This is a genomic window from Streptomyces sp. TRM70350 (assembly GCF_019219825.1).
Lineage (GTDB): Bacteria > Actinomycetota > Actinomycetes > Streptomycetales > Streptomycetaceae > Streptomyces.
Genome location: NZ_JAHUXH010000029.1, coordinates 23,552 through 47,029, shown reverse-complemented (window position 1 = coordinate 47,029; position 23,478 = coordinate 23,552). Strand labels below are relative to the sequence as shown.

Annotated in this window: 21 protein-coding genes and 2 pseudogenes; 7 read left to right on the top strand and 16 right to left on the bottom strand. The window is 72.1% G+C overall.

The features are described from left to right. Window positions 1-41: 41 nt before the first annotated feature. Both KWI83_RS30590 and KWI83_RS30585 read left to right on the top strand, forming a co-directional pair. Complete coding sequence (locus KWI83_RS30590; RefSeq protein WP_218517628.1) at window positions 42-842, top strand: VOC family protein; 801 nt, start codon at window positions 42-44, stop codon at window positions 840-842. A 61-nt stretch (window positions 843-903) separates the two neighbouring features. After that, window positions 904-1,605 (top strand): ribonuclease H, encoded by a 702-nt coding sequence (locus KWI83_RS30585; RefSeq protein WP_218517627.1) that lies wholly within the window; start codon window positions 904-906, stop codon window positions 1,603-1,605. Window positions 1,606-1,735: 130 nt separating this feature from the next. On the opposite strand, the gene KWI83_RS30580 is transcribed toward KWI83_RS30585, so the two are convergent. After that, a complete protein-coding gene (locus tag KWI83_RS30580; RefSeq protein WP_218517670.1) occupies window positions 1,736-2,158 on the bottom strand; it encodes a hypothetical protein in 423 nt (140 codons plus the stop codon). A 514-nt stretch (window positions 2,159-2,672) separates the two neighbouring features. After that, the gene (locus KWI83_RS30575) at window positions 2,673-3,341 is read right to left on the bottom strand and encodes a CAP domain-containing protein (RefSeq protein WP_218517626.1); all 669 of its coding nucleotides are present in this window, start codon (window positions 3,339-3,341) and stop codon (window positions 2,673-2,675) included. Window positions 3,342-3,885: 544 nt separating this feature from the next. Between KWI83_RS30575 and KWI83_RS30570 the strand changes: the two genes are divergently transcribed. Next, window positions 3,886-5,463: a M1 family metallopeptidase gene (locus tag KWI83_RS30570; protein ID WP_308122266.1), complete on the top strand. Its 1,578-nt coding sequence runs from the start codon at window positions 3,886-3,888 to the stop codon at window positions 5,461-5,463. A 227-nt stretch (window positions 5,464-5,690) separates the two neighbouring features. After that, a complete protein-coding gene (locus tag KWI83_RS30565; protein WP_218517625.1) occupies window positions 5,691-7,682 on the top strand; it encodes a peptidoglycan recognition family protein in 1,992 nt (663 codons plus the stop codon). A gap of 8 nt (window positions 7,683-7,690) precedes the next feature. Here the strand turns inward: KWI83_RS30565 and KWI83_RS30560 are convergent, their stop codons facing one another. Together KWI83_RS30560 and KWI83_RS30555 are read right to left on the bottom strand one after the other, a co-directional pair. Continuing rightward, window positions 7,691-8,518, bottom strand: coding sequence for a tyrosinase family protein (locus tag KWI83_RS30560; RefSeq protein ID WP_218517624.1), 828 nt, complete (start codon window positions 8,516-8,518; stop codon window positions 7,691-7,693). A gap of 32 nt (window positions 8,519-8,550) precedes the next feature. Continuing rightward, window positions 8,551-8,970, bottom strand: a complete 420-nt coding sequence (locus KWI83_RS30555) for a tyrosinase cofactor (protein ID WP_218517623.1) — start codon at window positions 8,968-8,970, stop codon at window positions 8,551-8,553. A 323-nt stretch (window positions 8,971-9,293) separates the two neighbouring features. Between KWI83_RS30555 and KWI83_RS30550 the strand changes: the two genes are divergently transcribed. Both KWI83_RS30550 and KWI83_RS30545 read left to right on the top strand, forming a co-directional pair. Continuing rightward, window positions 9,294-10,277, top strand: coding sequence for an aldo/keto reductase (locus KWI83_RS30550; protein WP_218517622.1), 984 nt, complete (start codon window positions 9,294-9,296; stop codon window positions 10,275-10,277). Between the two features lie 135 nt (window positions 10,278-10,412). After that, window positions 10,413-10,877 (top strand): DUF6328 family protein, encoded by a 465-nt coding sequence (locus KWI83_RS30545; protein WP_256363030.1) that lies wholly within the window; start codon window positions 10,413-10,415, stop codon window positions 10,875-10,877. Here the strand turns inward: KWI83_RS30545 and KWI83_RS30540 are convergent. The 9 genes and pseudogenes from KWI83_RS30540 to KWI83_RS30500 form a co-directional block, all read right to left on the bottom strand. After that, window positions 10,771-11,013: pseudogene (locus KWI83_RS30540) on the bottom strand (DUF2238 domain-containing protein); the annotation flags it as partial. The gene KWI83_RS30545 and the pseudogene KWI83_RS30540 sit on opposite strands and share 107 nt — an antisense overlap. 98 nt (window positions 11,014-11,111) lie before the next feature. After that, window positions 11,112-11,537 carry an SsgA family sporulation/cell division regulator gene (locus KWI83_RS30535; protein ID WP_218517620.1) on the bottom strand — a complete coding sequence of 142 codons (426 nt, stop codon included), beginning with the start codon at window positions 11,535-11,537 and terminating at the stop codon, window positions 11,112-11,114. 101 nt (window positions 11,538-11,638) lie between these two features. Further along, window positions 11,639-12,610 carry an LLM class F420-dependent oxidoreductase gene (locus KWI83_RS30530; RefSeq protein WP_218517619.1) on the bottom strand — a complete coding sequence of 324 codons (972 nt, stop codon included), beginning with the start codon at window positions 12,608-12,610 and terminating at the stop codon, window positions 11,639-11,641. Between the two features lie 74 nt (window positions 12,611-12,684). After that, a complete protein-coding gene (locus tag KWI83_RS30525; protein WP_218517618.1) occupies window positions 12,685-14,337 on the bottom strand; it encodes a serine/threonine-protein kinase in 1,653 nt (550 codons plus the stop codon). A 168-nt stretch (window positions 14,338-14,505) separates the two neighbouring features. Next, the gene (locus KWI83_RS30520; protein ID WP_218517664.1) at window positions 14,506-15,513 is read right to left on the bottom strand and encodes a polyprenyl synthetase family protein; all 1,008 of its coding nucleotides are present in this window, start codon (window positions 15,511-15,513) and stop codon (window positions 14,506-14,508) included. A 47-nt stretch (window positions 15,514-15,560) separates the two neighbouring features. After that, entirely contained in the window at window positions 15,561-16,613 is a 1,053-nt protein-coding gene (locus KWI83_RS30515) for a tetratricopeptide repeat protein (RefSeq protein ID WP_218517617.1), read from the bottom strand. A 165-nt stretch (window positions 16,614-16,778) separates the two neighbouring features. After that, complete coding sequence (locus KWI83_RS30510; RefSeq protein WP_218517616.1) at window positions 16,779-17,456, bottom strand: AIM24 family protein; 678 nt, start codon at window positions 17,454-17,456, stop codon at window positions 16,779-16,781. Between the two features lie 81 nt (window positions 17,457-17,537). Then, window positions 17,538-18,962 (bottom strand): CAP domain-containing protein, encoded by a 1,425-nt coding sequence (locus tag KWI83_RS30505; protein ID WP_218517615.1) that lies wholly within the window; start codon window positions 18,960-18,962, stop codon window positions 17,538-17,540. 453 nt (window positions 18,963-19,415) lie between these two features. After that, a pseudogene (locus KWI83_RS30500) lies at window positions 19,416-19,660 on the bottom strand (response regulator); the annotation flags it as partial. Window positions 19,661-19,856: 196 nt separating this feature from the next. Between KWI83_RS30500 and KWI83_RS30495 the strand changes: the two are divergent. After that, on the top strand, window positions 19,857-20,726 hold the full coding sequence (locus KWI83_RS30495) for a universal stress protein (RefSeq protein WP_218517614.1): 870 nt from the start codon (window positions 19,857-19,859) through the stop codon (window positions 20,724-20,726). Between the two features lies 1 nt (window position 20,727). On the opposite strand, the gene KWI83_RS30490 is transcribed toward KWI83_RS30495, so the two are convergent. The 3 genes from KWI83_RS30490 to KWI83_RS30480 all read right to left on the bottom strand — a co-directional run bounded on the left by KWI83_RS30490 (window position 20,728) and on the right by KWI83_RS30480 (window position 23,435). Further along, window positions 20,728-21,963 (bottom strand): DUF4032 domain-containing protein, encoded by a 1,236-nt coding sequence (locus KWI83_RS30490; RefSeq protein ID WP_218517613.1) that lies wholly within the window; start codon window positions 21,961-21,963, stop codon window positions 20,728-20,730. 9 nt (window positions 21,964-21,972) lie between these two features. Then, window positions 21,973-22,719 carry an MBL fold metallo-hydrolase gene (locus KWI83_RS30485; protein WP_218517612.1) on the bottom strand — a complete coding sequence of 249 codons (747 nt, stop codon included), beginning with the start codon at window positions 22,717-22,719 and terminating at the stop codon, window positions 21,973-21,975. Window positions 22,720-22,805: 86 nt separating this feature from the next. Beyond that, a complete protein-coding gene (locus KWI83_RS30480) occupies window positions 22,806-23,435 on the bottom strand; it encodes an alpha-ketoglutarate-dependent dioxygenase AlkB (RefSeq protein ID WP_218517611.1) in 630 nt (209 codons plus the stop codon). Between the last annotated feature and the right edge of the window lie 43 nt (window positions 23,436-23,478).

Below are 23,478 nucleotides of genomic sequence, written 5' to 3'. Positions count from 1 at the left end.
GAGGAATCGGACAACCCCACCGATCGGGAAGGGCCCCGGCCATGGCTGTGAAACCAGAGGGAACCCCCATTTGGGCCGACGCGATGTTCGGCGACGTCGAGGGTGCCAAGACCTTCTACGGTGAGGTCCTCGGCTGGACCTTCGGCGAGGCGGCGTCGGAGTACGGCAACTACTCCCAGGCCTACTCGAACGGCAAGGCCGTCGCCGCCGTCGTACCGCCGATGCCCGGCCAGGAGGCCCCGTCGCAGTGGTGTCTGTACTTGGCGTCCCCCGACGCGGCCGCCACCGCCACCAGGATCCGCGAGAACGGCGGCCAGGTGCTGATGGATCCGATGCAGGTCGGCGACTTCGGCAGCATGTGCCTGGCCAGTGACCCGAGCGGTGTCGTCTTCGGCGTGTGGCAACCGGGCACCCACGAGGGCTTCGAGGCGCCCATGGACCAGCCGGGCGCCTACTGCTGGGCGGAGATCTTCACCCGCGAGCCCGAGAAGTCGGACACCTTCTTCTCCGCGGTCTTCCCGTACACGGCGCAGCAGATGGAGGACGACGACATCGACTTCCGGATCTTCAACCTGGAGGGCAACTCCGTCCTGGGCCGGATGAAGATGACCGACGAGTTCCCGCCCGATGTGCCGCACTACATCAACGTCTACTTCGGCGTCGCCGACTGCGACGACGCCGTCGCCCGGGCCACCAAGCTGGGCGGTGTGCTGCGGTTCGGGCCGATGGACAGCCCGTTCGGACGGTTCGCCGCGATCAGCGACCCGCAGGGCGCGAACTTCTCGGTGATCGACCCCACGACCACCGTGGGCGAGATGCCGAACCTGAGCGACGTGTCCTGACCCATTCCGCGATCATGGCCCCTGACCGACTCCGCGATCAGGGACACGGGCCGTTCGTGGCATGATCGGACACATGCGTGAACGAGTGGTGGCCGCGTGCGACGGGGCTTCGAAGGGGAACCCCGGACCGGCGGGCTGGGCCTGGGTCGTCGCCGACGAGGGCGAGACCCCCACCCGGTGGGAGGCCGGTCCGCTGGGCAGGGCCACCAACAACGTCGCCGAACTCACCGCGTTGGAGCGGCTGTTGGCCGCGACGGACCCGGGCGTGCCGCTGGAGGTCCGGATGGACTCGCAGTACGCCATGAAGGCCGTCACCACCTGGCTGCCCGGCTGGAAGCGCAACGGCTGGAAGACCTCCGCCGGCAAGCCGGTCGCCAACCAGGACCTGGTCGTGCGCATCGACGAACTGCTCGACGGCCGCACGGTCGAGTTCCGCTACGTCCCCGCCCACCAGGTCGACGGCGATCCGCTGAACGACTTCGCCGACCGTGCCGCCAGCCAGGCCGCCTCCGTGCAGCAGCCCGCGGGCAGCGACCTCGGCTCACCGGAGCCGCCGCCCGCCCCCGACACCCCGCCGACCGCCCCGCGCCGCAGGCCGGCCACGGCCAAAGCGGCCCGGAAGGGCGGGGGTTCCGCCCGCACGATCAAGGCGAGGTTCCCCGGCCGCTGCGGGTGCGGCCGCGCCTACGCGGCCGGCGACCCGATCGCCAAGAACGCCCAGGGGTGGGGCCACCCGGAGTGCCGTTCGGCCGACTCACAGTGACCGGAGCCGGGCGCGGCTGAGGCCCGCAGCGCGGCTCGGGCGGGCACTCACCGCCGTCTCCTGGCTCCGGAACGTTGCAATGCGCGGCTCCCGAGCGGGAGTCGCGCATCGCGTGGTGTCGCTGCGACTGTCAGTGGCGACCGCCGTTGCCGTGGCCGTTGCCGTGACCATTGCCGTGGCCGTTGCCGCCCCGACCGTCGTGGCCGTTGCCGTGGCCGCCCCGACCGTCGTGGCCGTTGTCGTGGCCGTGGCCGCCGCGACCGTCGTGACCGTTGTGGTGACCGTTGTGGCCGCGACCGTCGTGGTCGTCATGGCGGTCGTGGTATCCGCGATGGTCACCGCGGTCCTTGTCCTTGTGCTTGCCGTCGCTGTGCTTGCCGTCGCTACGGTCGTCCCACCAGCGGTGGTCGTTGTCGCAGTACTTGTTGTAGTGGTGATCGTGGTTGGTCGGGACGGCCGAAGCCGTGCCCGCCGCGCCGACCGCTGCGCCGCCCGCCATCAGAACGGTGGTGGCAGACGCCGCGATGAGACGCCTCGCGCGAAGTGAACGCATGGCAATACCTTTCCTTCCATCGTCTCGCGCGACTCCCACGCACGAGATGGATGGCCGCAGCCGCAGCTGGTGAAGCATGCGGCGCGGTCATGGGTGTCGCCGCAAGAATGAGAAGCACCTCTCGGCCGCCGACGCCACTGATCAGCCGCGCTGTCCCACGCGGGCGGCGCTACGGTCGCGGTCCTCGCTGTGCAGGAACCTTGCCGGCCGGGGCGTGCCCCGGTTTGCGGCTTTCATCACTAGACGTTAGTCGCGCGCGCCTGACACGGCATCTCGAAACGGGCCAATTTCAAAAATCGTTGAAATCGACTGCATAGCCGTGCAAATGCCTGTATCAGGCTGCGTTTACCGGCCTGACGGTGAGTCGGACGAGGTGGCGTGTGAGGGGCGCCGTCCACGTCCGACGGCTTGAGCGCGGTCCGTGTCCGAAGCCGTACAAAGGGTGGTTCCGCATGCCGCTGCCGCCCCCCGGGGACGAGTCCCGGGGGGCGGCAGCGGGCGGTGCTTCGGTGCCTCAGCGGGCGGTGCCGAAGTCCTGTGTCCAGTAGTTGCCGGGCTGCGCCAGGCCGACGCCTATCTCCTTGAAGGCACAGTTCAGAATGTTGCGCTTGTGGCCGGGGCTGGACATCCAGCCGGCCATGACCTGCTCGGGGGTGGGGTAGCCGTATGCGACGTTCTCGCCGTACGTCCTCCAGTCGTACCCGGCCCTCGTGATCCGTTCGCCCGGGTCCGAGCCGTCGGAGCCGGTGTGCGACATGTTCCGGTGGCTCGCCATGTCGGCGCTGTGATCCTGGGCGGCCTTCGTGAGCTTGGCGTTCAGCGTCACGGGGGAGCAACCGGCCTTGCCGCGCTCACTGTTCACCAGGGCCACGACGCGCTGGACGGCACTGGATGCCGAGGCCGGTGCGTCGGAGGTGCTCGGTGATGTGGCCGCGGGCGGGCTGCTCGGGGTGGTGGCTGCCGTCGAGTCCGGCGCGGTGGTGTCCGGTGAAACGATGGTTCGCTGCGCATCGAATGCGTTCATCCAGTTGTGCCACTGGCCGTAGGGCCGGGCGGCCCGGGCGGCGTCGGCGCCCCCGTCGTTCAGACAGGCCATGGCGGCGGACGGTACTGCCAGCGCAGTGAGGACGACGGCAGCGACGGCTATGTGCCGGTGGCGCGTCTTCCTGCGGTGCTTCCTCATGGGACCTCGCTCGGTCGTAGCGGGTCGCCTCCGGGCCCGGCACGGCATGGACGCCGTGCCTGACCTGCGGTGACGCCTTCTGGGGCGGTCATTGTTAAGACGGGGGCGAGCAGGGGGCAACGAGGAGCACTACTACCCGGCTTCGTAGCCGCCGAAGGCCCTTGAACCGGGCGCGTGGGTGTGCACACCCGGCTCGCCGTGGCCGCGGCAACGACTGATGCTCCGTCAACGCGTCGCGAGCGCCGGGGGAGTGACGCGAAGGAAACCGCCGGACCGATGTCGCCGGATCGGGCGGGCTGTTTGTCTGGTTCCAGGCGGCAAGTCCGGCTATATCGCCCGGGCGTCATGTACTAACGAGCCACGTTGACGCATGGGGGGCGCGTGATGGATATCACTGCGGGGCGCTGCAACCCTTTCCAGTGGACGTGTAGCCCACATGGATGGAAGGCGCGCGCATATAAACGGATGTGCGGACATCTTGCTGGCATAGTGCGCCCATGAAGATCAGGACTTCCGGCCGCCGAGACGCCCCACGGGTGCTCCGGTGAAGGCGACGTTCGCGCGCCGCCCGGAAGAACCGGCCGGCAAGCAGCGCCCCCGCCGCAGCGCCCTCGCCCTGGCTCTCACCGCCGCCATCGGCGTCACCGCCGCCGCCGTCCTCAGCGGCGCGCTCCCCTTCGGGGCCCACCGGCCCACCGCACACCCCGGCGATCCCGCCCCCGCCCCCGGTCCGTCCGCGGCCTCGTCCGGCCCTGCCCCGTCCCCGGGCGCTCCGGGCATCGGCGACCCGCTGCTGCCGCGCGACGGCAACGGCGGGTACACGGTCCGCCGTTACGCGCTCGCCTTCGACTGGCGCGGCCCGCGCACGCCCTTCCCCGCTCGCGCCACCATCAGCGCCACCGCCACCCAGGCGCTGTCCCGCTTCAACCTCGACTTCGCGGGCAACACCCTGCACAAGGTCACCGTCGACGACGCGCCGGCGACCGCCGAACGCGACGGTGACGAACTCGTCGTCACGCCCGCGAGGCCGATCCCCGAGGGCGGCCCCTTCACCGTGCAGGTCGCCTACACCGCCGATCCGACCCAGCAACGGCAGCGCGACGACGCGATCCGGACATACGGCTGGGTGCCCACGCCCGACGGCACCGTGGTGTGTGCCCAGCCCAACGGCGCCAAGATGATCTTCCCGGTGAACGACCACCCCAGCCTGCGGGCGCCGGTCACCTTCCGCATCACCACCCCGCCGGGCCTCAGCGCGGTGGCCAACGGCCGGCTCGTCGAGCGCGTCCGGCGACCCGACGGACGGGTCAGGTGGACGTACGACTCCGAGCATCCGGTCGCGGCCCAGCTGATCCAGCTGGCGATCGGGAGGTTCACGTTCGTCGACAGCACCGGCCCGCGCGGGCTGCCCGTCCGTGACGTGGTCCCCGAACACCTGGTCACCGACACCGACGCCCACCGCTCGCGCACGTCCGAGCACCTGACCTGGCTGGAACGGCGGCTCGGCCCGTACCCCTTCCGCCGCTATGGCGTACTGGTCGGGGACACCGACCTGCCGGTGGCGCTGGAGACGCAGTCGCTGTCCGTGGTGCCGAGGGCCGTCCTGGAAGGCGACCGGGTGGACGCCGAGCGCGACCTCGTGCACGAGCTGACGCACCAGTGGACCGGCAACAGCGTCGCGATCCGGCGCTGGTCCGACCTGTGGCTGAGCGAGGGGCACGCCCGCTTCTACGAACGTCTCTACTCCGCCGAGCACGGCGGCGTCGGCATCGAGGACGCGATGCGGGCGGCGTACGGGCAGCACGACCAGTGGCGGCACGACGCCGGGGCGCCCGCCGAACCCACCGAGCCGACCCTGTTCAAGGTGATGCGCTACGACGGCTCGGCGCTGGTGCTCTACGCCCTGAGGGAGAAGGTCGGTGAGGAGACCTTCGGCAGGATCGAGCGGTCCTGGGTGACGAGGTACCGGGGCCGGGTGGCCGGCACCCGGGACTTCGTCGCGCTCGCGTCCGAGGTGGCCGGCGAGGACCTGACGCCGTTCCTGAGGCCGTGGCTGTACGGGGAGCGGACCCCGCCCATGCCGGGGCATCCCGACTGGGAGGTGGACCCGGTTCAGGACTGACGCGACATGCTGCAAGTAACCGGACCGTACCCGCCGGTACGGGTTCCGAGGGCGACTCCCGCCCGGGCGGACGTACTGCCGCTGACCGGGTGGCCTGTGGTGGGCGGCTGGTCCAGCCCGGTGACGCTTGGCGCGACGTGGCGCTTCGGGCACGGAAGCGTACGAGGGGTGACGTGGAGAGCAACTCCGCTGTCCTGGTTGCGCCGAGCACCGCCGGAGGCCCTTTAATGACAGAATCCGCCGCCCCCCGTGTCCCCGATGCCGTCCGTCGGCGCCGCCGCCGGGTCGTCTGCGTGACCGCGTCAGTGGCCCTCCAGGTCCCGCTGCTGGTCACGCTGCTGAGCGTGCCACCTGCCGACAAGGGCCCGGCGGCCGAGCGCACCGCGGCGGACGAACGGCGTCTGCAGGACGTCTTCACGGCCGCGGCGGCCGAGTACGGCGTGCCGCGCAGCGTGCTCATGGGCGTGTCCTACCAGCAGTCGCGATGGGACTTCCATCGGGGGACGCCGAGCGTCGTCGGCGGCTACGGGCCGATGCACCTGGTGGACGTGCCCCACCTCCAGGGTGCGCTGCCCCGCGCGGGGGCCCACCCGCTCGCCGGTCCGCAGTCCTCGACGCACAAGGCCAACCCCCAAGGCGTCCGCACGGCCCAGCCGGCCGACCTGCAACGCGCCGCCCGCCTCATCGGGGCGCCCGTGGAGCGGCTGCGCACGGACCCGGCCGCCAACGTGCGCGGCGGCGCGGCACTGCTCGCGGCGATCCAACGCGAGCTCGGCAAGCCGCTCAGCGCCGACCCGGCCGACTGGTGGGAGGCGGTGGCGCGTTTCCCGGGCATGGGCGACACCGTGTCGGCGAACACGTATGCGAACGATGTCTTCACCGTGATCCGGCGCGGCGCCCACCGCACCACCGACGCCGGGCAGCACATCACCCTCCCCGCGAGCCCCGGCGTGCGGCCCCGTCCGCACGACCCCCGGCGGCCGAAGGACATCGAGTGCCCGCCGGAGCTGTCCTGCTCCTGGGTCCGGGCTCCCCACGTCGAGATCGGTGACGGCGAGTACGGCAACTACGACCGGGCCGACCGGCCCAACGACCAGAAGATCGAGTACATCGTCATCCACGACACCGAGGGGCCCCTGCCGTCCATGTTCAAGACGGTCAAGAACCCGTACGAGGTGTCGTGGCACTACTCGATCCGCTCCAGCGACGGCCATGTCACCCAGCACGTCAAGACCAAGGACGCGGCCCGGCACTCCGGCAGCCAGTACATCAACGCCCGCTCGATCGGCATCGAGCACGAAGGGATCCTCACCCAGCCCGACACCTGGTACACCGAGCAGATGTACCAGGCCTCGGCCCGCCTGGTGCGCTACCTGGCCAAGAAGTACGACATCCCGCTCGACCGGCAGCACGTCTTCGGCCACGACAACGTGCCGTCCCCGATGGGCGTCACCATCCCCCACATGCACGACGACCCCGGCCCCTACTGGGACTGGCAGCACTACTTCGAACTGCTCGGCGCGCCGCTGCGCGGCACGGCCGGACGGGACAGCGAGATGGTGATGATGCTGCCCGACTACACCACTCACAAGCCGCTGTTCACCGGATGCAAGACCAGCGGTGTGCCGTGCGCGCCGCACGGCTCCAGCGCCGTCCGGCTGCACACCGAGCCGCGCGACGACGCCCCGCTGATCCAGGACCCGGGCCGCCGCCCGGAGGGCGATCCCTCCACGGAGGACGTCAACGACCTGGGGTCGAGGGTCTCCGCCGGCCAGACCTTCGCCGTCGCCGGACGCAGCGGCGACTGGACGGCGATCTGGTACCAGGGCAGCCGGGCATGGTTCAAGAACCCCCGGGTGCGCCCGACGGCCGTCGGTACCACCGGCCGGATGGTGACCCCGAAGGACGGGCTGAGCGAGATCCCGGTGTACGGGCGTGCCCTCCCGGAGGCGGACGCCTATCCGGACGACGTGCCGGTGAAGGACGAGTCGCCGCTTCCGTACCGTCTCCTCGCGGGCCAGCGCTATGTGACACAGGACCGCGTCGCCGGTTCCTACGTCGACAAGTCGGGCTCCGACGGCACCTTCCGGGTGGTGAAGGGCGACGAGGAGTTCTACGAGATCCAGTTCGGCCACCGGCTCGCGTACGTCCGCGCGAGCGACGTGGAGGTGGTGGACTCACCCGGCGCGGCAGGAGCACCGTCACGCCCGCAGCGGTGACAACGGCTCTAGGCGTCCGTGTCGAACGTGTAGTGGGCGGTGTGGTCCAGCAGGTCCGCCGGGGCCATGTCGTTCCACGGCTTCATCGGCTCGTTCAGGTCGACCACGTTCGGCGTCCCCGCCGCCGGGACATAGCCGGAGCCCGGGTGCCGGCGCTGCCACTCGGCCCACAGCTTGTCGATGAAGGCGTGGTGCAGCCAGAACACCGGGTCGTTGGGGGAGACCCCGGTGGCCATCTGGCCGCCGACCCACACGTGCACCCGGTTGTGCAGATTGACCCCGCGCCAGCCCTCCAGATGGTTGCGGAAGCCGTCCGAGGCGCTGTTCCACGGCGCCATGTCGTACGTCGCCATGGCGAGCACGGAGTCCACCTCGGCCCGCGTCGGCAGCTCCCGCACCGCGCTGCCCAGCGACCGGCGCAGGAACGTCCGCCCGTCGACCCGCACGTTGATCGGCCAGTCGCCGCTCGCCCCGGAGAACGGCCCGTCCGACACCCGGCCGTCCCGGGCCCGCCCGTTGCCGCCGAGGAAGTCCGGCCCCCACAGTGAGGACCGCACGGAGCGGTCGACGGTCCAGTCCCAGTACGGCAGCGCCACCGACGCGTCCACCGACTGCAATGCGCGTTCGAACTCCAGCAGGAATCTGCGGTGCCAGGGCAGGAAGGACGGTGAACGGTGCCCGGTGCGTTCGCCGTTGTCGGTGTCACCGAGGATGAAGGCGTTGTGGGTCGTGACGAACTCGTCGTATCGGCCACTGCGCTTGAGCTCCAGGAGCGCGGCGACGAAACGCCGCTTCTCGTCGGTGGTCAGGCTCGCCTGGTTCTTGCGGACGGTCATGTGCGGATGCTCCAAGTGTGCTGCGCGAAAGGTCAGTTGGCGGGGAACGGGACGAGCTGGGCGCCCTGCAGCTCGTCGACCGCGGCGCGCGCGGCGGCACGCGGGGTGGGCACCGGGTCGTAGTGGCTGACCACGCTGATCCAGGTGCCGTCGGCGTTCCGCATCACGTGCAGCTCCGCGCCGTCGACGAACACGGCGTAGCCACCGCCGTGGTGCTGGTGACCGCCCCCGGCGACCGGGCGGCCCTGTATCCGGCGGCCCTTGTAGACCTCGTCGAAGGGCGCGGGGGAGGTGTGGCCGTGGTGGTGCCCGGTCGTGTCCGGCGTGGTGGCCTCGGCGGGGGCGGCGTTGGCGTTGCCCGCCGTGACGGAGGCGACGACAGGGGCGGCGCCGGCGGCCGCGGCGAGGGCGGCCGCGGCGGTGAGCGCACGGCGACGGCTGAGTTGCGGCATGCGGACCTCCAGGAGGGGGTGGACGCTGCTTTCGGCAGGTCGTTCGATGGGCGACCCCGCATGCCTATCGGCCCGGTGGAGGGCGGGTGAAATCACCCGCGCACGGTTGGCTCCGATCCGGACAAGTGCCCACATGTCGTGCAAGGTTGAACCAAGATGATCTTGTCGGTGTGCCTGCCCGGCAGGCCCCGGAAGGGGGAATTCCTTCCCCTGGGAGCGATCTCTCGGGCAATCCTTCGCCGACCGCCGCGGCCTACGTGGCCTGGCTCACTCGGTGAAACTGACGCGAACGCATGCCGGTGACAGGTGACAGACTGACGTCCATGGAAGAGCGCGAATTCGGCAGGTCGGGTCAGCATGCGTCGGTCGTCGGTCTCGGCACCTGGCAACTGGGCGCCGACTGGGGAGACGTCGACGACAAGGAAGCCCTCACGGTGCTGGAGGCGGCGGCCGAGTCGGGGGTGACCTTCTTCGACACCGCCGACGTCTACGGCGACGGGCGCAGCGAGCAGACCATCGCCACGTTCCTCAGCAGCCGCCCGGACCTGCATGTGCTGGTCGCGACCAAGATGGGCCGCCGGGTCGAGCAGATCCCCGAGAACTACGTCCTGGACAACTTCCGCGTCTGGAACGACCGGTCCCGGCGCAACCTCGGCGTCGACCGCATCGACCTGGTCCAGCTGCACTGCCCGCCCACGCCCGTCTACTCCTCCGACGAGGTCTTCGACGCCCTCGACACCCTGGTCGAGGAGGAGCGCATCGCCGCGTACGGCGTCAGCGTGGAGACCTGCGCCGAGGCGCTCGCCGCGATCGCCCGGCCGCACGTGGCGAGCGTGCAGATCATCCTCAACCCGTTCCGGATGAAGCCGCTGCGCGAGGTGCTGCCCGCCGCCCGGGAGGCCGGCGTCGGCATCATCGCCCGGGTGCCGCTGGCGTCGGGGCTGCTGTCCGGCACGTACACCAAGGACACCGTCTTCCCCGCGAACGACCACCGCACGTACAACCGGCACGGCGAGTCCTTCGACGTGGGCGAGACCTTCTCCGGCGTCGACTACGCCACCGGCGTCGAGGCCGCCGCCGAGTTCGCCGCGCTCGCCCCCGAGGGGTACACCCCGGCCCAGCTCGCCCTGCGCTGGATCATCCAGCAGCCCGGCGTCACCACCGTGATCCCCGGCGCCCGCTCCGCGGAACAGGCCCGCGCCAACGCGGCCGCCGCCAGGCTGCCCGCCCTGTCCGGCGCCACGCTCACCGCGATCCAGGACCTCTACCACCGGCGGATCAAGGACCAGGTCGAAGCTCGCTGGTAGCAGCGCTGCGCACGGGGAACCCGGTGGGGAAGGACTTTTGGTCGTTCTCAACCGGGAGGAACCGTGTCGACGGCGGAAGGCAGTGTGCAAAGGCCCAGGGGGCGCAACGAGACCGAGGAGGAGAGAGCCGACCGCATGTGGGGCGAGCTCATCCAGGAGGTCCGTGTCGCGCAGATGGGCGTCCAGATCCTGTTCGGTTTCCTGCTGACCGTCGTCTTCACCCCGACCTTCGCGGACCTGCCGGACACGGACCGGAGGATCTACATCGTGACCGTGGTCCTGGGCGCCACGGCGACCGGCGCCCTGATCGGACCGGTGTCCCTGCACCGCCTGGTGTCCGGCCGACGGGTGAAGCCGCAGGCGGTGACGTGGGCCTCCCGGCTGACCCTGGTGGGCCTGGTCCTGCTGCTCGCCACCATGGTCTGCTCGCTGCTGCTGATCCTGCGCGTGGCGACCCACGACCCCTACGTGCCGTGGCTGGTCACGGGAGTCGTCATCTGGTACGTGCTGTGCTGGTTCGTGCTGCCGATATGGACGCGGCGGCATCATACGAGCCACGGACGGAGAGTGCGGTCAGCTGCCGGTCGTGGAACCGGCTGAGGAGGAGCAGCGAGGCGGTGGCGCCGATCAGGGCGCAGAACATGTCCCCCTGCGTGTGCCACACGTCGCCCTGCGTGGCCAGGAACGCGTCCGCCGCCTCGCCTCCGATCACGGCCGCCGCCCACTCCCGTAGGTGAGGAACAGCAGCGGCAGTCCGACGATCACCCACACCGCCTCCGGGAACCAGGGGCAGGCGCAGGACATGAGTACGGCTACTCAACTCCCGCCGGTCGCTCAGCCCTCGGCGATGACCTCGGCCAGGAAGTCGTCCACCTGGATCCGCTCCTGCCCGGGCGCGACGATCTCGTGGGTCTGGCGCAGGAACGACTCGACGGCCGGGGCCCAGGCGAACACCACCGCGTGATGGCGTTCGCCGTCGGACCGGGCGTTGCCGAGGAACTCCATGCACAGCTCCTCCCAGACGCCCGTCGACACCGGGCGGAACCGCACATCGCCCACGCCGACGGGCCGGTGCAGCCCGTCGAGGACCATCTCGCGGTCCAGCCGCCACCGGGCCAGCACATGGCCGTCGTGACTGAACACCGCGGTGACGGCGAACGGGTCGTCGGCGTCGTAGCTGAGGTGGGCGAGCACGGGGAAGCGGTCCGTGGCGCCCGCCTGGAGCTGCATGACCAAGGTCTTGTGCACATTGGGGTTCACGAGAGGGCCTCCGAGGAGAACGGTCGTAGAAACCTCTAGTACCCCCGTCGTGCGCGTGATGCTCAGTCGTGAGGGTGATTCTCCGCCCCTGGCACACGAGTTCACCCGAGGGCGTCGCGCAGCGCCGGCAGCAGGGTCTTCGCCGACCAGTCCAGGTACTCCGGCTGCGAGTCGCCGCCGATCTGGACGAGGGCGATCTCCGTGAACCCGGCCTCGGCGTACGGGCGTACCGCCGCCACGAAGTCCTCCGGGTCGTCGCCGCACGGAATCGACGCGGCGACGTCGTCCGGGGACACGAACTGGGTGGCCGACTCGAAGGAATCCGGGTGCGGCAGCTCGGAGTTGACCTTCCAGCCGTTGCCGAACCAGCGGAACTGCGCGTGCGCCCGCTTCACCGCCGCCTCGCGGTCGGTGTCGTAGCAGACCGGCAGCTGGCCCACCCGCGGCTTGCCCGTACCGCCGTGCCGGTCGAAGGCCTCCAGCAGGCCCGGCTTCGGTTCCGTCGCGATGAGGAGGTCGGCGAGGTGGCCCGCCAGCGCGCAGGAGCGTTCGCCGGAGACGGCGATGCCGATCTGCGGCGGCTCGTCGGGCACGTCCCACAGCCGGGCCGACTCCACGTCGAAGTGCGTGCCGCGATGGTTCACATGGCCGCCCTCGAACAGCGCCCGGATGATCTCGACCGCTTCCTGAAGCATCTCGTGCCGCACGTCGACGGACGGCCAACCACCGCCGACCACATGCTCGTTGAGGTTCTCGCCCGACCCGAGGCCCAGTCGGAAGCGGCCCTGCGACAGCAGCTGCATGGTCGCCGCCTTCTGCGCCACCACCGCCGGGTGGTAGCGGAAGGTCGGACAGGTCACGTAGGTCATCAGCGGGATGCGGTCCGTCGCCTGCGCGGCCGCGCCCAGCACACTCCACGCGTACGGGGAATGACCCTGCGAGCGCAGCCACGGAAAGTAGTGGTCCGAGGTCACGGAGAAGTCGAACCCTGCCTCCTCGGCCCGTACCACGTGGTCCACGAGATCACGGGGGCCGGCCTGTTCGGTCATCATCGTGTATCCGATTTGCACCATGGGGGGCGAGTTTCCGCGTGGGGCGAGCGGAAACGGCGCAGCGGTGAGCGCTGGGGATCAGCGGGCCGGGGCCATCAGTCCTCGGCCGGTCGGAAGGTGCGCAGGAAGACGTCCAGTGCCTGGCGGTTCTCGGCGTCGTCCCAGTCCTCGGCCGGGGTCGTCCAGCGCAGTGAGTAGCCGCGGCCGTCGCCGATGAGGAAGCCACGGCCCAGGGTGCGCACCCGGGTGCCGTCGACATCGGCGAGCCACTCCATGTCGGCGGCCTTCTGGCCCCGGTACGTCGTCGCCCGGATGTCCCCGAGTCGCCGATAGCCGTCGGCGGCCTGCTGCAGCCCCGGTTCGACGTCGTCCCGCCAGACGGCGACCGGGTCCGGCCCGACACGCTTGCTGTACGTCACCGCCAGTGTGCGCGGGTCGTCGGGCGCGCCGAGCACCACGCGGTACGCCAGGTCGGACGCGCGCGTGGTGCTCAGCGGCTCCCAGTCCTTGGGGAGGGCGAGGGAGAAGCCCTCGGGGGAGCGGTAGGTGCCAAAGCCCGGCGGCAGGGCGGGGGCCGAGGGGGACGGGGCCGCGCTGGTCGGCGGGGCGCTCGGAGAAGGCGGAGTGCTCGCAGGGGGCGGGGTGCTCGGGGTGCTCGGGGCCGGTGATGTCGGGCTCGGTGCGGGGGTGGACGGGCGGTTCGGCTCCGGTGCGGTGGCGGAGGCCGACGGGCGCGGGCCGGGGCCGGACGCGGAGGTGCTCGTACCGGGGAGCTCGCGGGTCACGGCGAGGACGGCGACCGCGACGGTGACCACGGCCAGGGCCGTCCCGGCGATCATGGTCCGTCTGCTCCACCCCGGGTCGGTGGCGTGCAGGGCCGTGGCGTACGCGCGGCGCAGCCGGGGGACCGGCGCGGTGGGCAGGGCCGCGTCGGGGTCCTCGTTGACCACGCGGGTGAGCGCCTGGCGCACCACGGGCCGGGTGAGGCGCTCCCGGCAGTCCTTGCGCAGCAGCCCCTGGACGGCCTGGGTGAGCGGTCCCGCGCGCAGCGGTGTGCGCAGCGGGAGCCGGTCCACGCCCTTCAGGGTCGCCTCGGGCCGGTCCCGGTCCCGGAACGGCGGCCGCCCCTCGACCATGGTGTAGAGGATCGCGCCCAGCGCCCACAGGTCGGCGGCGGGGCCGATGCGCTCGTCGCGGGCCTGCTCCGGTGAGGCGTACGACAACGCCGTGAGCCGTGGGGCCAGGGTCGCGCCCGCCAGCCCGAAGCCCGACACCACGACCGGACCCTCCTCGCGGACGAGGACCTGGCCGGGGCTCAGCTCGCCGTGCGTGACGCCCTGGCCGTGCGCGACCTCCAGCACGTCGAGCAGCTCCAGCCCGATGCGGGCCGCCCGCACATAGTTCAACGAGCCGTGCTCCGCGAGAAGTTCCCCGAGTGGCGTGCCACCGATCCACTCGGTGACCGTCCACAGCGAGCCCTCCTCCGCGACCGCGTCGACGACGGTCGCGACCCGGCCGGGGCACAGCCGTCCCATCGTCTCCGACATGCGCATGACGCGGCCGACGATCCGGCGCGCGTCCTCCCCGTCCGGCTCGCCCGGCAGTCCGACCTGGGTCAGCAGACAGGGGCGCCCGGCCTCCACGTCCTCCCCGTACCAGCAGACGCGGTTCGCTTCGCGATGGACGACCTCAAGGAGCCGGTACCTCCCGGCGACCAACTGGTGTGCGGAGACGTGCGTCTTGCTCATGGCCAACCCTCGCTGAACGCCTGGCTCTCACCTTTCCCAGAGGTACGCGGGGCGCCACGGAGTGTGTTCAACGAGGGGGGCGCATATTCGGGCGACGGCCCAGCTTTGACGTTCCGTCAGTGTGCTGCGCTGCGCCTCGCCCAGATCGTCACGGACGGTCCGCGGCCGTCACAGGTCCCGCCGCACCAGGAAGTCCAGCAGCGACCGCAGCTCGGCGCCCGCCCGCGCGTCGAGGGACACGTCCGCGAGTGCGGCCTGCCCGGCGTCGATCTGCCATCGGGCCTCGGCCAGGGCCGCCGCGCGTCCGCCCGCCGCCGCGATCAGCGCCGCGGCCTCGGCCGGGTCACCGGCGGACTCCAGGAGCGCGGCGAGGTGCCGGGCCGCCGGGTCGGGGGAGTCCAGCGCGAGCAGCACCGGGAACGTCTTCTTCCGCTCCCGCAGATCGGCGAGCACCGGCTTGCCGGTCACGACCGGATCGCCCCAGATGCCCAGCACGTCGTCCACGACCTGGAAGGCGACGCCGAGATGGCGTCCGGCGCGGTCGAGCGCGGCGACCATGGCCGGGGGAGCGCCGCCGAGCAGGGCACCGAGGGCGAGCGCGGCGCCGAGCAGCGAGCCCGTCTTGTGCTCGGCCATCGCCCGGTACTCCGCGGGCCGCACGCGGTCGGGGCCGCTCCAGGGCCGGGCGGCGAACAGCAGGTCGTCGGCCTGCCCGCGCACCAGATCGGCCAGCGCCACGGACAGCAGCCGTACGGCGTCCGGTCCCGCCGCGGCGAGTGTGCCGACGGCCAGCGCGAACAGCGCGTCACCCGCGAGGACCGCCGGACCCGTGCCGTAGGCCTTCCACACGGCGGGGCGGCGGCGCCGGGTCGTGTCGCCGTCCATGATGTCGTCGTGCAGGAGGGAGAAGGCGTGCACCAACTCCACCGCGACCGCCGCCGGTACGCCGGACCGCCCGGACGCGCCGGCCGCCTCCGCGCCGAGCACGGCCAGCGCCTGCCGGACCCCCTTGCCGCCCGGCGCGACGGCCGGTCCACCGCCGACCTCGCACCAGCCGAAGGAGTACGCGGCCATCTCACTCATCCAGGGGTGCATCCGTCCGACCGCCTCCCGCAGCGCGGGCCGCACCAACGCGCGGCAGCGGCGGAGCACTTCGGGAGCGGAGTCCGGGGGCAGGACTTCGTGTGCGCAGGCCGGGGTCCGTACGGCCGAGTCCGGCGCCCTCACCGTACGACCTCCACGGCCCGCTTCGCGTCCAGGCCGAACTCCTGCTGCGCCCGCGCCACCATCTCCCGCGCGTGCCGCAGCCCTATGCGGTCCAACTCCGTGGCCAGGTCGGCCAGTTCGGTGGCGGTCTCGGCGCGGTCGCGGCCCAGTTGTGCGAGGGACTTGGCCAGGCCGAGCCGGGCGAGCGCCGCCCCGCGCGGTTCGCTCATGCCGCGGAACCCCGCCAGCGCCTGCTCGTAGAGGTCGCGGGCCTCGGCGTACCGCCCGGCACGGTAGAAGACGTTGCCGCGCATCTTGTGGTTGTAGGCCAGCGCGCTCGTCAGGTTCATCGCCCGGCACGTGGCCTCCGCTTCGCTCAGCAGGGCGAGCGCCCGCTCGGTGTCGCCGTCCCGGACGGAGACCACGTCGGCGAGCCCGCGCAGCGCCCAGGCGTGACCGCGCCGGTCGTCGGCGCGTGCCGCGATCTCGGCCGCCTCCTCGAACAGCTCGTACGCCCGGTCGTACGACCCGGTGTTGCGGTGCATCTGTGCGATGCCCTCCAACGCCCACACCGTGTGCCGCGCCTCGCCACGCCGGCGGGCCTCGGCCAGCAGTTGCTCGTGCAGCCTGCCGACGGCCGCGTAGTCGCCCTGGATGCGGCCGGTCTCCGCCAGGCCCGCCAGTGAGTAGCCGCGGACGACGATGTCGCCGCCGCGTTCGCCGAGTTCGGCCGCGAGCCCCAGCAGCCGCCGGGCCAGGGCGAACGAGCCGCGCTGCCGGGCCAGCGTGCCGCCGCTCCACAGTGCCCAGGCCATCGCGGCCGTGTCCCCGGCGTCCCGGGCCGCTCGGTAACTCGCCTTCCATGCCTGCTCCGCCTCCCGCACCTGCCCCAGCCGCCGGTGCGCCTCGGCGACGGCGAGCCCGCAGCGGGCCGCCTCGCCGGGCTGCCCGGCCCGTTCGGCGGCCTTCAACTGCTCCGTGCCGGTGGTCAGTACGTCGACCAGCGAGGAGTTCACGGACAGGGTGGTGAGGGCGCCCTGGTACTCCGGGGCGACTGCCTTGCCGTACATGTATGCCCTTCATGTATACACGGTGCGTATACATGGTGTGTATAGCACCCCGAAAACCCGCCCTGGCCACCCGAGGGGCCAGGGCGTCACTGTTGTCGGTCAAGACGTCGGTCGGGTCCGCGGGGTTGCTCGCGCGGCGCAGTTCACTTCAGGGGGTGTGTGCCCTCAGTGCTGCTGGGCCTTCTGCGGGGTCGCCTCGCTCGGTCGTACGACGACGAATCCTTCGCCCTGGAGCACGAGTTGCACGGCCTCCCCGGAACCGCCGCGCAGCATCGACCCGATGGACTGCGAGCGGTGCAGGGACGTCTGCAGGCCGGCGGTCCAGCCGACGACCGCGTCCGTGTCGACATACACCGGATACTGCGCCGAGACGGGAATGACCAGCGGGCTGCCCTCGCACACCAGCCCGAGCCTGCCCTGTCCGCTGAAGACACTGTTGAACAGCCCGCCGCCGGTGATGCCCGCACCCTTCACCGTGGCGATCCGGTACGACAACGAGGCGTCGAAGCACAGGACGTTGCGGCCGTTGACCGTGAACTCCTCGCCCGGGTCGATGTCGACGACGAAGCAGTTCTGCGCCTCGTGCGCGAACCACGCCTCGCCCTGGCCGCGCACCGCCATGAGGGGCAGCCCCTCGCCCGTGACCGCGCGCTTGAGCATGCCGCCCACGCCCTGGCCCTTGCGCTCGAATGCGAGGTTGCCGCGGTAGGCGATCATCGCGCCCTGCCGGGCCAGCATCTCGCCGTTGACCGCGTACTTGATGCACTTGGCGTTCTCGACGGTCATGCCCGGCGTCTGCGCGGGCTGGACCATGTGCTCGCTGGAAAAGAGGTCACCCTTCATGCGGGCATCCTGTCCGGTGTACGTCGTTCTGCCAACTTGCCGACCGAACCGCGGGCCGTGCCCCGGCTGGTGGGTGGCCGCTCAGCCGCCGCCGAAGAGCTGGGTCCAGTACGTCCCCGCCCGGCCGCCGCAGGCGAAACCGATGCCGATGTGCGTGAAGCCGGGCTTGAGGATGTTGGCGCGATGACCGGGGCTGTTCATCCAGCCGGTCACCACCTCGGTGGGGGAGCGCTGGCCGCAGGCTATGTTCTCGCCGATGGAGCGGCGGGTGGAGCCCGCGGCGGCGGCCCGGTCCCAGGGCTGACGGCCGTCGGGTGCGGTGTGGGAGTAGAAGTCCCGGGCCACCATGTCGGCGCTGTGCGCCTGTGCGGCGCCGGCCAGTACCGGGTCGGGGCCCAGCGGCGGCAGACCGGCATGGGCACGTTCGTGGTTGGTGAGGTCGATGACGTCGGCTGCCGTGCGGGTGAGGTCGGCCTGGGTGAGGGGGCTGGCCCACAGCGCGGTCCAGTAGGTGTCCCCGGAGCGGCCGCCGTTGGCGTGAGCCAGTCCGGCGTGGGTGAAGGCCGGGTCGTGCAGGGTGCGGCGGGGGCCGTCCGTGCGCAGGCAGTAGTCGATGAACTCGGTCGGTGTGCGCGGGCCGGAGACCAGATGTTCGCCGATGGTGATGTACGGGTATCCGGCGGCGGTCACGCGCTGGTAGACGGCGACGCCGTCCGGGCTCTCCACGCCGAGTCGGCCCGCGACTGCCATGGCGGAGGCGTGCTGCTGGGCGGCGGTGGTGAGGCGGGCGTCGAGGGAGACGGGTGGGGAACCGGCTCGGGCGCGGGCGGTGTTGATGAGGGGGAGGCAGCCGTGGGGGTCGGGGGCGGGGGCGGACGGCGGGTGCGGTGCGGTGGCAGGGCGCGGGGCGTGCACCGGCCCGGTCGGGGCGGCGGGGGGATGCGCCGGGCCGGTCGTGGCCGTGGGGGCATGCGCCGGGCCGGTCGGGGCCGCGCGGGTGTCCGCCGCAACGGAGGACGGTGTGTCGTCGTCCACGACGTCCACGCCGAAGTCGCGGGCCAGGCCCGCCAGTCCGTCGGCGTACCCCTGTCCGAGGGCGCGCACCTTCCAGTCCGCGCCGCGCCGGTACAGCTCGGCGAGCAGGAGGACCGTCTCCTGTGCGGGGCGCGGGGGAGTGAAACGGGCGAGTGGGCGGCCGCCGGGATCGGTCACGAACAGCGTGGGGACGGGCAGTCGGCCCAGCGGTGTGCCGGGGTCGGCGGGGCTGACGACGACCGTGACGCGGGTGGCTCCGGCGCGCAGCCGCCGCGGGTCGACGGTGAGCGTGTCGCCGTGCAGGACGGCTCCCGGCGCGGTCGGCTGGTTGTAGAACACGAAGTCGCCGTCACCGCGCACCCTGCCGTCGTCGTCGGTGATGAGCGCGGACACGTCGAACGGGCCGGGGACCCGCACGGTCAACGGGCCGCCGGGGAGCGGCAGATTGCCTCCGGGGACCAACTCGCTCATGGTGCCGCCCTGCTGGTGTGTTCGTCGTGGTCAGGGGTCCAGGGTGTTGACCGGACAACGCGCACCGGCATGCGGCGGTTCCCGGCGGCGCCACCGCCGGAGGGCACGCCGCCCCTCATATCCACTGCTTCTCCACCCCCTCCGAGACGGTGGGCACGGCGTCGCAGGAGGGGCAACGACCCTTGCCGAACACATACGTCAGCGCCTCCGCGACCGTGCTCTGACCGACGAGCGCGTGGCACCGAGCAGCGCCTCGGTCTCCCGCGCGTACTCAGCCCGGCCCTCCTCGTGAACACGAACAGCCACTGCGCGTCGACCAGTTCGGTGTGCCCGGTCGCCGCGTCGCGCAGCGTCAGCTGCTCCAGGCGGTCGGAGCCGTGCGCGGCCTCGACGACCGTGCGCAGCGCACCGAGATGTTCGGCGCCTGGCCGAGCCCGGCCGGGCCGCCGCCGAGTGGTCCGGATCGACGACGTTGATCGCGTCGATCGCCGCGTTGGTGTCCGCGTACGCGGTCAGCAGCACTCGTCGCGCGCCCGGATACACGTCCAGGGCCTGCTCCAGAACTCGAAGCCGTTCATCTGCGGCATGCGGTAGTCCGCCAGGACCACCGCCACCAGGTCGCCGCGCAGCTTCAGCTCGCGCAGCGCCTGCGGTGCGGACTCGCCGGACTCCGCGCGCACGATCCGGTACGACGCGCCTAAGGGCTCCTTGCACTAACGCCGCCTGAGATCCCGGGCCATCGTATGGTCGTTCGCCCGGCTTCGCTCAGGTAAGGGGAGAAGGCCGGGCCGCTCAGTGGTGCCCACCACTCCTTGCTCCCCTGCGAGGCTCATGTCGGCAGCGTGGGGAAGACTGAGCGTGGCGGATGTGAACGCGACACGAGGAGGCAGCCGGATGACGCGCCCGATCACCGCAGGGGTCGACGGATCGGAGGAGAGCCTCGCCGCACTGGCCTGGGCGGGCCGCGAGGCCGTCCGGCGCGGACTGGCGGTGCGTGTGGTGCACGCCTGGCGGTACGAGCAGCACGAGGCCGTGGAGGGCGACCGTCAGACGCAGGAGCGGTGGGCGCGGGACGCCGTGGACGCGGGCGTGCGGACCGTCAGCGGGCGGTACGCCGACCTGGAGGTGACCACCGACCTCGTGGAGGGCGATGTCGTCGACACCCTCGCCGCGGCGGCGGCCGAGTCCGAGATGCTGGTGCTGGGCTCGCGCGGGCACGGCCGGGTCGTGGGCTTTCTGCTGGGCTCCGTCGGGCAGCAGGTGATCACCGAGGCCGCGCGCCCGGTCGTCCTGGTGCGGTCCGGGGACCGCGCCGCGACCGAGGCGCACGGCCGCGAGATCGTCGTCGGGCAGGAGGGCGACGCGGAGGACAGCGCCGCCGCGCTGGGGTTCGCGTTCGAGACGGCCGCCGCGCGCGGGGCGTCGGTGCGGGCGGTGCGGGCCTGGACGCTGCCGCCGGTGTTCGCCTACAGCCCCGGCTCGCTGAAGCTGCTCGACGAGGCGGGCGGACCGGAGCCGTATGAGAAGAAGGCGCTGGCCGAGGCCTTGCAGCCGTGGCGGGAGCGGTTCCCGGACGTGCCGGTGGTGGAGCACGTGGAGATGGGCAGCGCGGGGCAGGTGCTGCTGTCGGTGGCCGGGCGGGCCCAGCTGATGGTGGTCGGCCGCCGGGCCCGCCGTACGGCGGTGGGGGCGCGGATCGGCTCGGTGGCGCACGGCGTCCTGCATCACGCGGGCTGCCCGGTGGCGGTCGTACCGCCCGCCTGAGTCACTCGGGCGCCGGTGCCTCCAGGGTCTTCCGCGCCCGCGGCAGGATGTTCTCGACGTAGTCCTTGACGGCCGTGTCGAGGCCGATGTCGTGCTGCGCCCGCTCGGACAGGTACCAGCGGTGTTCGAGCAACTGGTGGTAGATCTCGGCCGCGTCCATCGCGCCGCGCAGCTCGGGCGGCACGGCGCGCACGGTGGGCCGGAACACCTCCCGCACCCAGCGGTGGGCCAGCACCTCCGGGCGGGCGGCGAGGGGGTCGCCCGGCGCGTAGTCGTCCTGGGTGGCCATCCAGCTCTCCAGGTCGTTCAGCAGCCGCCGGGCCTGGTTCTCCTCGGTGTCCAGCCCGGTCAGCCGCAGCAGCTGCCGCTGGTGGTGGCCCGCGTCGACGACCTTGGGCACGAAGGTGACGGTGTCCCCGTTCGAGGAGTGCTCGATCTGCATCTCGGCCACGTCGAAGCCGAGGTCGTTCAGGCGGCGTATCCGGCGCTCTATGTAGTGGTACTTGCCCGCCGGGTAGACCGAGGTGCGGGTCAGCTCCCGCCACAGGTCGTGGTAGCGGGCGCAGATCTCCGTGCCGAACTCGATCGGGTCGACCGACGGGTGCAGCGCGCCGGACGCCTCCAGGTCGAGCAGCTCGCCGCTGATGTTGACGCGGGCGAGGTCGAGGTCGTAGTCGCGCTGGCCGTCGCTGAGGCGGGGGTGCAGCTCGCCGGTCTCGGCGTCGACGAGGTACGCGGCGTAGGCGCCGGCGTCCCGGCGGAAGAGCGTGTTGGACAGCGAGCAGTCGCCCCACGCGAACCCGGCCAGGTGCAGCCGCACCAGCAGCACCGCCAGCGCGTCCATCAGCCGGTGCATGGTCGCCGGGCGCATGGTCGTCTCGAACATCGACCGGTACGGCATCGAGCCGCCCAGGTGCCGGGTGATCAGCACCGACTCCAGTGGACCGCCGTCCGCGTCCGTGCGGCCGGTGACCACGGCGAGGGCGTCCACCGCGGGGATGCCGAGCCGGTCCAGGTCGCGCAGCAGCTCGTACTCGCGCAGGGCGGGCCGCTGCGCGAGCTCCTTGACGGCGACGACCTCGCTGCCCGCGCGGGCGTAGCGCACCACGTGCCGGGAGATGCCGCGCGGCAGCGGCACGAGGTGCTCCTCGGGCCACTCCTCCAGCGGCAGGTGCCACGGCAGCTCCAGCAGGAGCGCGGGGTGCTCCGGGTTGGTGGCGCTGATCTGCAAAGCCATGGCGTGAGCCTAGACGGCCCGTTCGCGTGCCCGGCGGGCGGCGTCCCGCACGGAGCCCCGGTGGACCGGCCCGTGCCCGGGGAGCAGGATGTCGGCCGCGAGCCCTTCGATCAGCTTCAGCGAGGTCAGGGCCCGGGCGCGCTCGTGGTGGAACATGTCGGGCAGCAGTTGCGGGCCCTTGATCCGTGAGGTCGCGTGGCCGCTGACCAGCGCGTCACCGGAGATCACGATTCCGGCCCGAGGCAGATGGAACACGGCGTGCCCGGCGGTGTGGCCGGGGGTGTGCACGGGCACCGGGCGCCCCGGCAGATCCAGCGGGCCCGCCGCCGGGAACGGCTCGGGCGAGGCGACGGGGACGTGCGCGGTGCCGCCCGACCGGATCGCGTGCACCGCCCAGGGCAGCACACCCGGGCGCCAGCCGTTGCGCAGCACCTGGCCCACGGACACCTGGTGCAGGAACTCCCGGCGCGCGTGCGGTACTTCGGCCTCGTGCAGATACACCGGGGTGCCGTACGCCGCGTGCAGGTACTCGGCCGAGCCCAGGTGGTCGTTGTGCGCGTGAGTGATCAGCACCGCCGCGACCGCCTCCGGTGAACTCCCCACCGCGGCAAGGGAGTCGAGGAGCCGCTGCCGGTCCCCGAGGTACCCCGTGTCGACCAGTGTGACGGCGTCTCCGTCCTTGAGGATCACCCAGTTCGTGTTGCTGCCGTGCACCAGATAGGCGCCGTCGGCGACCTGCCGCACATCTGCCCGCATGATCGTCCCCCGTGGGGTGAGGTCCCTGCCCGACGCAGACAGCAAAGCAGATCGGGGAGGGGGCGCGGCGCCGGGGCGAGGGTGCCTCAGCCCACGCCGTGCGGGCGGAACTGGATGCTGATGCGCGGTCCCGCGGCCCGGGTGGTCTTCGGTACGCAGTGCTCCCACGTCCGCTGGCAGGAGCCGCCCATCACGATCAGGTCGCCGTGGCCCAGCGGTCGGCGGATCGTGCCGCCCCCGCCCCCCGCCGGGCGCAGCAGCAGGTCCCGGGGTGTGCCCACGGAGAGGATCGCGACCATCGTGTCCTCGCGGGCCCCGCGCCCGATCCGGTCGCCGTGCCAGGCGACGCTGTCCCGGCCGTCGCGGTAGTAGCACAGCCCCGCCGTGGCGAAGGGCTCGCCCAGCTCCTCGGCGTAGTGCGCGGACAGCGCGTCCCGCGCCTCGGCCAGCACCGGGTGCGGCAGCGGGTCGTCCGCGCCGTAGTACGCCAGCAGCCGAGGTACGTCGACGACGTGGTCGTACATCGTGCGGCGCTCGGCCCGCCACGGCGCCTCGGCCGCCAGCTGTTCGAACAGCGCACCGGACCCGCTCAGCCAGCCCGGCAGTACGTCGATCCAGGCGCCGGAGCCGAGCGCGGTGCGGCGCAGCCCGTCCAGCGGGCCGAGCCGGACCTCGTCGGTCTGGTCGAAGAGCGAGCCCTGGAGGTGCGTGGCCATACCCTCAGCGTACCTCTGATTCGAACGTGCGTTCCATGCCGGA